The organism is Ruegeria sp. YTSC325 (assembly GCF_059609525.1).
Genome location: NZ_JBXWLY010000010.1, coordinates 22,042 through 31,870, shown reverse-complemented (window position 1 = coordinate 31,870; position 9,829 = coordinate 22,042). Strand labels below are relative to the sequence as shown.

General features: G+C 58.9%; 9 protein-coding genes and 1 riboswitch. Of the genes, 4 read left to right on the top strand and 5 right to left on the bottom strand.

Going from position 1 to position 9,829, the window contains the following annotated elements:
• Window positions 1-2 precede the first annotated feature (2 nt).
• Both cobW and AC2FF7_RS14860 read right to left on the bottom strand, forming a co-directional pair.
• Complete coding sequence (gene cobW, locus AC2FF7_RS14865) at window positions 3-1,058, bottom strand: cobalamin biosynthesis protein CobW (RefSeq protein WP_480865956.1); 1,056 nt, start codon at window positions 1,056-1,058, stop codon at window positions 3-5.
• Window position 1,059: 1 nt separating this feature from the next.
• Window positions 1,060-1,434, bottom strand: a complete 375-nt coding sequence (locus tag AC2FF7_RS14860) for a DUF1636 family protein (RefSeq protein WP_170354662.1) — start codon at window positions 1,432-1,434, stop codon at window positions 1,060-1,062.
• An 85-nt stretch (window positions 1,435-1,519) separates the two neighbouring features.
• Window positions 1,520-1,728: riboswitch (cobalamin riboswitch) on the bottom strand.
• A 111-nt stretch (window positions 1,729-1,839) separates the two neighbouring features.
• On the opposite strand from AC2FF7_RS14860, the gene AC2FF7_RS14855 reads away from it, so the two are divergent.
• From AC2FF7_RS14855 to AC2FF7_RS14840, 4 genes are all read left to right on the top strand, one after another.
• Window positions 1,840-2,832, top strand: coding sequence for an NAD(P)-dependent oxidoreductase (locus AC2FF7_RS14855; protein WP_170752378.1), 993 nt, complete (start codon window positions 1,840-1,842; stop codon window positions 2,830-2,832).
• A gap of 949 nt (window positions 2,833-3,781) precedes the next feature.
• Entirely contained in the window at window positions 3,782-4,645 is an 864-nt protein-coding gene (locus AC2FF7_RS14850) for a hypothetical protein (protein ID WP_496905860.1), read from the top strand.
• A gap of 97 nt (window positions 4,646-4,742) precedes the next feature.
• Entirely contained in the window at window positions 4,743-4,988 is a 246-nt protein-coding gene (locus AC2FF7_RS14845; protein WP_025059995.1) for a helix-turn-helix domain-containing protein, read from the top strand.
• Window positions 4,988-6,280, top strand: coding sequence for a type II toxin-antitoxin system HipA family toxin (locus tag AC2FF7_RS14840; protein WP_496905859.1), 1,293 nt, complete (start codon window positions 4,988-4,990; stop codon window positions 6,278-6,280). The genes AC2FF7_RS14845 and AC2FF7_RS14840 overlap by 1 nt, the downstream gene beginning before the upstream one ends.
• A 215-nt stretch (window positions 6,281-6,495) precedes the next feature.
• Here the strand turns inward: AC2FF7_RS14840 and istB are convergent, their stop codons facing one another.
• The 3 genes from istB to AC2FF7_RS14825 form a co-directional block, all read right to left on the bottom strand.
• A complete protein-coding gene (istB, locus tag AC2FF7_RS14835; protein ID WP_496905858.1) occupies window positions 6,496-7,227 on the bottom strand; it encodes an IS21-like element helper ATPase IstB in 732 nt (243 codons plus the stop codon).
• Window positions 7,224-8,723, bottom strand: coding sequence for an IS21 family transposase (istA, locus tag AC2FF7_RS14830; protein ID WP_496905857.1), 1,500 nt, complete (start codon window positions 8,721-8,723; stop codon window positions 7,224-7,226). Before istA ends, istB begins: the two co-directional genes overlap by 4 nt.
• Before the next feature lie 622 nt (window positions 8,724-9,345).
• Entirely contained in the window at window positions 9,346-9,825 is a 480-nt protein-coding gene (locus AC2FF7_RS14825) for a DUF411 domain-containing protein (RefSeq protein ID WP_496905856.1), read from the bottom strand.
• Between the last annotated feature and the right edge of the window lie 4 nt (window positions 9,826-9,829).

Here is a 9,829-nt window from a genome sequence, read left to right as displayed (position 1 = left end):
GTTTACTCGGCAGCCTCGGTGACGCCCGCGAGGATGTCGCGGATTTCAGCCTCTTTGATGTCGTCATGCTCGGCAATCACCACCAGACGCGAACGGCGCTCTTCGCCGGGCTGCCACGGACGGTCGTACTGATGACGCACGCGCGCGCCCACAGCCTGAACCAGAAGGCGCATTGGCTTGCCCTGAACAGCGGCATAGCCTTTGACGCGCAGGATGTTCAGTTCCTTGGCCAGACGTTCGATTTTCGCGACCAGATCGGCCGGGTCGGTCTGTTCCGGCAGCTCGACGATGATGCTTTCGAAATCATCGTGCTCGTGATCATGGTGGCCATCGTGATGGCTGGGCCGCGCCTCCATGTCATCCTCGGCGGCAGCCTCAAGACCCAGCACGACGCGCACGTCCACAACGCCTTCGGCCACTTCGACGACCGGCAGAGGGCGCGGGGCCTCTGCGGCGATGATCTCTTTGGCTTTGGCGACACCTTCGGGGCCGGCCAGATCAGGCTTGGTCAGCAGGATGATGTCGGCGCAGGAGATCTGATCCTCGAACACCTCGGACAGAGGCGTTTCGTGGTCGATGGAATCGTCGGCCAGACGCTGGGCATCCACCGCCGCGACATTCGGGGCAAAGCGACCGGCGGCAACGGCCTCGGCGTCGGCCAGCGCTATCACGCCGTCAACGGTGATCTTGGATCGGATATCGGGCCAGTCGAACGCTTTCAGCAGCGGCTTGGGCAGCGCCAGACCAGAGGTTTCGATCAGGATATGCTCGGGGCGCGGCTCCAGCGCCATCAGCGCCTCGATCGTGGGGATGAAATCATCGGCCACGGTGCAGCAAATGCAGCCATTGGCCAGTTCCATGATGTTTTCCGCCGGGCAATCGGGGATGGCGCAGGATTTCAGGATATCGCCGTCCACGCCGACATCGCCAAACTCGTTGACCACAACGGCCAGACGCTTGCCCTGCGGGTTCTGCATCAGGTGTCGCACCAGCGTGGTCTTGCCCGAACCCAAAAAGCCGGTGATCACAGTAACGGGGAGTTTTTCCAAAGTGGACATGTCAGGCTCCAATCGGGGGAATACGCGAGGCGCAGTTTTTGCGGAAATGTTCGGGGCGCTCGCGCCATTTGACCAGACCGTCTTCGGTGGCCAGATACTTGGTGGCACCGTCTACGATCACGTCGACATGATCGACTTCGTTCAGGTTCTCATAAACAAAGGTCCAGCGTTCCGGCCCGCCGCGCAGCACGATGGAACAGCCCTGATCGCAATTCGACAGGCATTCAACAGCCTTCAGCGCCACGCCCTCGGGCAGTTCAGCCTGTTCCAACGCCTTGTGCAGCAACGTGCCTGGGCGTTGGGCGTCATCTTCAATGGGTAGGCCGCGGCGGCAGGTGGTGCAAACCAGCAGCTCGACCGGAGCGGTTTCGGTCATGTCTCTCATCCCCCTAAATCCTCATCGTGGGGGACGGGGTTTCATGCGGGTCGTGCGTGACCCGGCACCGGAACACCCCGTCCGGTTTCAATCGCGGGTGCTGGCAGGTCTCCCGGCTTGCGGATTTCAGGGCGGTTACCCTGTCGGATGACCCGCCTTCCCGGCCTTGTTGGCCAGTGGCTTGGGCACCCTCTCCGGTCACGGTCGCGGGGGCGGCTGCGTTTGACGGATGACCCGCTGACGCATTCCCTTTTCATCCATCTGCAGATGGACACCAACGGATCGGACATGCGGCACCGGGCAGGCCCTTGTCAAGCGAGTCGCAAACATCTTTCGCACCTCGGGTTAAAAGCGACCTGACAGCGTCGCTGGGCGGCATGACTTTGGGTGGGGCGGCATGGTGCCATGAACAAAACGACGCCAAAAAAGGAGGTGTATCGCATGAAGGTGGGCTTTATCGGCTTGGGCAATGTGGGCGGCAAACTGTCAGGGTCTTTGCTGCGCAACGGGATCGAACTGACGGTACATGATTTGAACTCTGACCTCGTCGACGGCTTCGTGTCACAGGGGGCCAAGGCCGCCGAAAGCCCGGCCCAGCTGATGCGCGATTGCGACGCGGTTATTACTTGCCTGCCATCGCCTGCCGCTTCGGACGCGGTGATGCAGGAGATGCTGCCTGAGGTCAGCCCCGGCAAAATCTGGATGGAGATGTCCACCACTGATGAAGCTGAAGTCAAGCGATTGGGCGCCCAGGTGATCGAACGTGGCGGCGCAGCGGTAGACTGTCCTGTATCGGGTGGCTGTCATCGCGCCGCGACGGGCAATATCTCGATCTTCGCGGGCTGCGACCGGGCCACATTCGAGCGCATACTGCCCTTTCTGACCACCATGGGCCGACGGGTTCTGCATACCGGTGACCTAGGGACCGCTTCGGTGTTGAAAGTGCTGACCAATTACCTCGCCACCGCCAACCTGATCACCTGCGCAGAAGCACTTGTGACCGCCAAAGCCGCCGGGATGGATCTGAACACCACATACGAGGCAATCAAGATCTCATCCGGGACATCCTTCGTGCATGAAACCGAAAGCCAAGTCATTCTGAACGGCTCGCGGGACATTTCGTTCACGATGGATTTGGTGAAAAAGGACATTGGCCTGTTTCAGGATGTGGCGGACCGGGCGGGGGTGCCGCTCGAGATCAACCCGGTGATGATGCGTATCTTTGACGACGGCATCGCCCGCTATGGCGACCGAGAGTTATCACCTAATATTATCAAGCGGTTGGAAGAGGCCACCGGGCTGGATATCACGGCCCCCGGCTTCCCGTCCGAAATGGAAGACTACGAGCCGGAAGCGTCCGGATACGAGGTTATTCCTCAGGGACGTCGGGCCGAATGACGCAATTGCACTGCGCGAAAACGCTTTGCCCGGCTTGGAAAAGAGGCGGCGAGTGTTGGGCTCGCTGCCACTTTTTCAGGTCACTGAACTACCTGAACCACCGGGGCAACAGTCAATTTGTGTGCGGATAAACCTAAGTATCGTCAATAGACAAACCCTAGGAAAACCTGTTCAGATACTAAGTGCCAATCATGTCGCAAGTTTCGAGCTTGCATTCCCGCGAGCCGCCCGTTTTCCGTAGATCCTGTACTGCCCGCTTGGTTCATGCCTATGCGTTCAGTAGGATTTCGCCTGCTTACTTCGCGATTACAAGGTCGTGCAAGCATGTATGCCAAGTTGCTTTTTTCCAGTCGCACATCGAAAAACGCTTGTGTCTTAGTGAAAGTCAGCGTCCTTTTTTCAGATCAAAGACCGTATTTGTGACTTTCGCTTGAAAGCGGTAAGCCTAACATCAATCGGCGCACGCCAACGCGCGCAGCGTTGCCCTGAGTTCAATGGCGCACTCGGCTATCCAGATTGTCACTTATGGTTTTTAATCCATCCCGGAGGACGTGGGCGTTGCAGAGGGCAACCCAGTAGTTTTCGCTAAAGCAGCGATATTTTTACAGATGTTCGCTTTTGTTATATGGACGGAGGGATTGGCCACCGGGAGTAATAAACGCCATGTCTTGAGAGGGTTAGATAGGATGACAATTTCATCGTAGGTGTGTCCCACTTTGTGTCACACCCGAGCACCACAGGGCTAAGTCAATGATTTAGAATAAAATGGAGGCGAGTACCGGAATCGAACCGGTGTACACGGATTTGCAATCCAGAAAGAACGGTCGCAAAAACAACGCCTTATGGGTGCAAAACACCTCCTGACAAAAAGTGAACAAAAAGCGAAAGTTTCAACGCTGTTTGCGTGCCAGAATGCTCATAAAATCGTTTCTAACCTTGGGATAATTCGATGAGTTGGGCGGTTGCAAATGAATGCGCAGAGCGTCGCTTCGGCAGCGCCGCGCGCAAGCAGATCATCATGTTCCTGGCCGACAAAGCGAGCGATGACGGCTCGGGCATCTGGTGCTCAAAGGGAACGATCCAGCGCCACACAGAGCTTAGCGAAAGCACGGTGAAGCGCACCATCATCGACTTCCTCCGAGAAGGCATCTTGATCGAGACAGGGCGGCGGCACTGCAAGAACGGCTACACCGTCATTTACCGCATCGTTCTGGAACGCGTGGCCGCGCTTGAGCCCACGGCGGAGCCCGGCATTGAGACGGGGGTCACTGTGAACCCCGTCCAGCCTGAACCCGGTACGGGGTCCACGGTGAACGGGGTACGGGGTTCACGGTGGACCCCAAACCATCCTAAAACCATCCATAAACCACCTACGCGCAAGCGCGAGGCGGCGGAGGAGGTTGAAGATCTTGAAGCTGAGAAGATCTTGGCAGCCTATCCCGAAGACAGGATCCGAGACCGGCGGACCAGTCTGCGCCTGATCGCAGCGGCTGTGAAAGCCGGTGTGGAGCCCGATGACCTGTTTCAGGCGGTCAAAGCCTATGCTAACGAAAGCAAGGGCTACACGCGCAGCAAGGTCTGTTTCTCGGACAACTGGTTCAAGATGCGCCGGTGGGAGAAGCGGCTTACCCAGGTGCAGGCGGACCGTGAGAAGGCGCGAGAGGCCGAAGCCAAAGGTCGCGCTAGCCTCGCCGAGTGGATCCGTGAACGCCACCCCCTTTGCCGCCACATTACAAGCCGACAGATCGAGGGCTTGATTTTGTCAAAGTTGGTGACGCCTGAGCAGGTGCGCGCTGCGGGGCTGCAGGCATGAGTGCGGCTCGATTGTTACGCTATGGCGTAAAAAGTGAATATTTACGTTGTGGCGTAATTTACTTTGATTTACGCTGTGCCGTAAAAGGAACCACATCATGGATCTCACAGCACGAACGGCCGAGCAAATCGGAGAGGCACTTCGCCGGACGCGCAAAGCGCGCGGCTGGACCCAAAGCGATATCAGTGCGCGCACGAATTTGCGCGTCGCGACGATTTCGTCGCTGGAGAATGGCGACGCGGGAGCCAAGCTCGCCACGGTGCTCGCTGTCATGGCGGCACTTGGGCTTGAGTTCCGATTGGTGGAGCGCGGTGGCTCGCTTGAGATTGAGGATATCTTCTGATGGCGAAACGCGGGCGTAGCGGCGCGATGCAGGTGCTTCTGAACGGACGGTTGGTGGGGGCTTTGCGTCTCGCTGGTTCAGGCGCAATCAGCTTCACCTATGATCCGGACTGGCTGTCGTGGGAACATGCCATGCCCATCTCGTTATCACTGCCTTTGCGCGAAGAGGCGCACCAAGGCGGCCCTGTCATTGCCTACCTCGAAAACCTGCTTCCGGACAATCAGGCGATACGTGAGCGCGTCGCTGCCCGGGTGCGTGCGGGCGGCACGGACGCGTGGCACATGCTGGAGAAGATCGGCCGCGATTGTGTGGGGGCCTTGCAGTTCGTTTCGGGTGAGATCCCCGAGGTTGGCGCACTCGAGGGAGAGCCCGTTTCCGAGGCACAGATTGCGGATATGTTACGCAACCTCGCAAGTGCCCCCCTTGGCTTAGACGAGGAAGACGACTTCCGCATTTCTATCGCAGGGGCGCAGGAGAAAACGGCGCTGCTACGCCACGAGGGCGCTTGGATCCGTCCATCGGGGCTCACCCCAACGACCCATATCCTCAAGACGCAGCTTGGCGTTCTGCCCGCAGGGATCGATTTGTCTGACAGTGTTGAGAACGAATTTTTCTGCATGAGCGTTTGCCGTGCCATGGGCATGGATATCGCGGAGGTCGAGATTGCCGACTTCGAGGACGTGCGGAGCCTTGTCGTGACCCGGTTCGACCGGCGCTGGACCAAGGATGGCCGCTTGATCCGCCTCCCGCAGGAAGACTTTTGCCAAGCGCTCTCAGTCCCGCCCAGTCAGAAATACCAAATGGATGGTGGGCCTGGGATCACCGAAGGGATCGGGTTGCTGGCGGGCAGTGATGACCCCGAGGCAGATCAACGCGCCTTCTTCCGCGCGCAGGTGCTGTTTTGGCTGTTGGGGGCGACAGATGGGCATGCGAAGAATTTCAGTATTGCATTGCGCCCTGGCGGTTTCCTTTTGACCCCGCTTTATGACGTGCTGAGCGCACAAAAAGCCGTGGATGACGGTCAAATTCGCCAAAACCGGATGCGTCTCGCGATGGCGGTCGACGGGCACTATCGGATCAACGAGGTGGTGCCGCGCCATTTCCCGCAGGCTGCAAAGGCGGCTGGTTTTGGTGTGGCGCTGGCGGAAGAGGTCTTGTCGAACATCGCGACGGAGCTTGAACCCGCCTTGGACAAGACACTTGCAGACTTGCCGGATGGGTTCCCGCAGCCATTGGCCGAAGCCATTGTTGCTGGCGCACGACGTCGCTCAGCTGCCTTTGATGCCTTATGATCCGCAGATCATATTTCCGCTTTATGGTCGGTAGATCATATCGAGTGGCAGGCCGAGTTCCTGCAACAACACGTATGTGGATCCAGGGTGTCAATGAGCGTTTAAAACTGACCCGGTTTCAGCGTTTAAATTTGACCCACCGTTTGTGGCTCAAAGCCCCCAGTCGGGCCGCCCTCATATAGCGAGTCCGTCTGGGGGCTTTGCTTGCGGAACGTTTACTTTTTCGTGCGGTGTTTGCTCTGGGCGAACCGGTACGATGTATTACCGGTTTCGATGATCGCGCAGTGATGCGTGACGCGATCCAGGAGCGCGGTTGTCATCTTGGCGTCACCGAAGACCGAGACCCATTCCCCGAACTCCAGATTGGTCGTGATGATGACACTGGTCTGCTCGTAGAGCTTGCTGATCAGATGGAAGAGCAGCGCGCCGCCGGACTTGGGGAACGGAATGTAGCCCAGCTCGTCGATGATGACGCAATCCAAGGCCGAGAGCTGTCGGATGATCTTTCCGGCATTTCCCTCGGCCTGTTCCTTGATCAGGGCATTGATCAGATCGACAGCATTGAAGAAGCGCGCCTTCTTGCCGTTATTGATAAGCGTCGTTCCAAGCGCGATGGCGATATGGGTTTTGCCCGTGCCTGTTCCACCCACCAAAATGAGGTTGTGCGCCTCCTCGGTGAACTGGCCTGTGCAAAAAGGGTCGATCTGGGTCTGGGTGATTGTGGCCGCGCCATAATCGAAGGTGGCGAAGTCCTTGTGGTGGGGGAACTTCGCAATCCTCATTTGATACTGGATGGAGCGCACCCGCCGCTCTACAGTCTCGGCGTCGATCAGTTGCTTTATCGCTGTGGTCAGACTTGGTGGCTTGCGCGCGGACAGCAAATCATGGGCGCAAGCTGCCATCCCGTGCAGCCTCAGGGCGGTCAGTTGGTCGATGAGGGCGTTCATGCAGCAGCCTCCTCAGTCGAGCACAACATCTCGTAGCGCTTGCAATCGGCCTCGGGCCGCAATGTCAGCTGCGGATAGGCATAGGCTTCGCTGAGCGGCGTGATGACCGGTTCCACCAACTGGTTGATCAGGTTGATGATGGTAGGCAGGCGCAGGGTGTTTTGCGCCACCGCCATGTCGCAGGCCATCTCGACCACCTCGATCCCGTGATCCTGCGCCAGCAGGAGCAGATCGACAAACTCCCGGTCGCCGCCTTTGCCAGCCATGTAATGTTCCCTGATCCGGTGCATGGCCTCGGGCAATTGCCAACCCACGAAGGGCGCGCCGTCACGTAGGGCACCCGGCTTGCGGTCCAGCAAGGGGACATAGTGCCATGGCTCAAAATAGCTGACATTGCGGGTGAAGCGCCGCTTGTGCTCGGCAATGACATCCTGACCGGATACCAGCACGATCCGGCCAGCATAGGCGCGCAGGGAGACGTGCTGTCCAGCGAACCGGGAGGGCACGCTGTAGCGGTTGGACGCATATTGAACCAGGCAGGTGGAGCGGACACGGACGGTCTTCTCCACGTAGCCATCAAATGCCCGGCCCAGAGGGCGCAGCTCGGCGCGTTCGTCTTCGAACACTTCGGCAATCGTGCGATTCTGCTGCTCGGGATGGGGACGCTCGGCCAGTTCCTCGCAACGCAGACGCAGCCAATCGTTCAGCGCATCGAGATCATCAAAAGCGGGCTTGGGCACAAACAACCGGCCCCGCAAGAACTGGACCTGGTTCTCGACCTGTCCCTTCTCCCAGCCCGCAGCGCGCGTGCAGGCCACCGGCTCCATCACATAGTGGTTCATCAAGGCCAGGAACCGGGGATGGAAGATGCGGTCCTTCGAGCGGGACACATAGGTCACCATGGTCTTGGGGTTGCCGATGATCACCCGGCGCGGCACGCCACCGTAGAAAGACAGCGCCTGCACAAAAGCATCCAGCACCATCTCCTGGGCTTCGCAGGGGTAGGCCACGACAAAGGGCTTGCGGCTGTGGCACAGGCGGAAATGGGCAACCTTGATCTTCTGTTCGACGCCGCCCAGCACAACCCGTTCTTCGCTCCAGTCAAATTGCAGCGCGTCACCTGCCGCAAAATGCAGTGGAATAAACGCTTCGCGCGAACCAGTGCCAGCCCGCTTCAGGTTGCGCACAAAGCGCTGAACCGGAGAATAAGACCCGGTGTAGCCCTCCGTTACGAGTTGCTCATAGAGCTTCTGGGCTGTCCGCCGCTCCCGACGTGGTCGCTTCAAATCTTGCTCGAACAGTTCCTGAAGCCGCAGATCAAACCCGTCGCACAGCTTGTGCCGCACCGGCGGAGCCTGCCGTTGGTAGCTCGGTGGGCTGTCATCCTTCAGATACTTCTTGATCGTGTTGCGCGACAGTCCCGTCGACCGTGCAACAGACCGGATGCTGCGCCCTTCAACCAATACCCATCGTCGGATCTTCGACACACTTTCCATCAATAACACCTGCTCTTTCCTCCGCATTTGAAGCGCGGATGTTAACGAAACAGGTGGGTCAATTTTACTCGCTCATAACCCACCCAAGTGGGTCAGTTTTGCATGCCGATTCACAGATCCAGGGAACGCCGCAATTGTTAGGTCGCAGAGGCCCCACTCTATTCGATGCAGCGGGTTTTCCATGTGATGGGCGGCAATGCGGACCTTAAGGTGGATTGCAGCGAAGGCTAAGTGAGAGCCCATACTACCGAATGCTGCGCTCTGCACCAAGGTCTGTAGTCCGGTTCGAAGCGGTCGTTCGAAGACGTGCTATGCGCCTGTTCAGTGATGGATGGTGGCAATTCCGGTAGAATATCAGTGGCTTGCGCGGTGTCGTGTGCAGTGTGTGTTCATGTTTAGATCGCTTGATTTCGCACTGCGTAGCGGGTATTTCGATGCGCTGGCAGAGATTGGGCTCTTCGGGGCCTCATAGTGTTCATCGGGGACGAGCAATGACCAAGGAGTTGGCTTTGCTGCCGGACGGATCCGCCAACGCCGAGATTCTGAGCGACTACGCCGTGATGCGGGAGCAGGCGCGCCTGTGTTCTCGTCCGTGATCAGAAGCGGAATCGCAGCTTCAAGGTCACGCGGCAGCGTAGCAGGTGAACACCTCGGTCGATCCGTCGCGCTGGATCAGGAACACGTCATAGGCCTCGCGCTCGCTTTCCGGCCCCATCCCGGGCGAGCCGTAGGGCATGCCGGGCACTGCGAGGCCCACCGCGTCGGGGCGTTCCACCAGCAGACGGCGAATGTCGGCAACAGGGACGTGGCGCTCGATCATGTAGCCATTCACGCGACCCGTATGGCAGAAGACCATCTCCTGCGGGATGCCGTTGTCCAGCTTGTAGCGCATCAGAAGCGTACCGGCGCTCGCTTCGGTCGTGACGATGAAACCGTCGTTTTCGAGGATCCCGATCCAGGCCGAGCAGCAGCCGCAGCTGGGGTCTTCCATCACGTGGATCGCCGGCCCGGCGCCTTGCGCCAGGGCTCTCAAGGGCGGCGCAGCCGCCAGTGCAGCTCCGCCGACCAGGAGCGTGCGGCGGGAAAAAGTGTCTTGGTTCATCGGA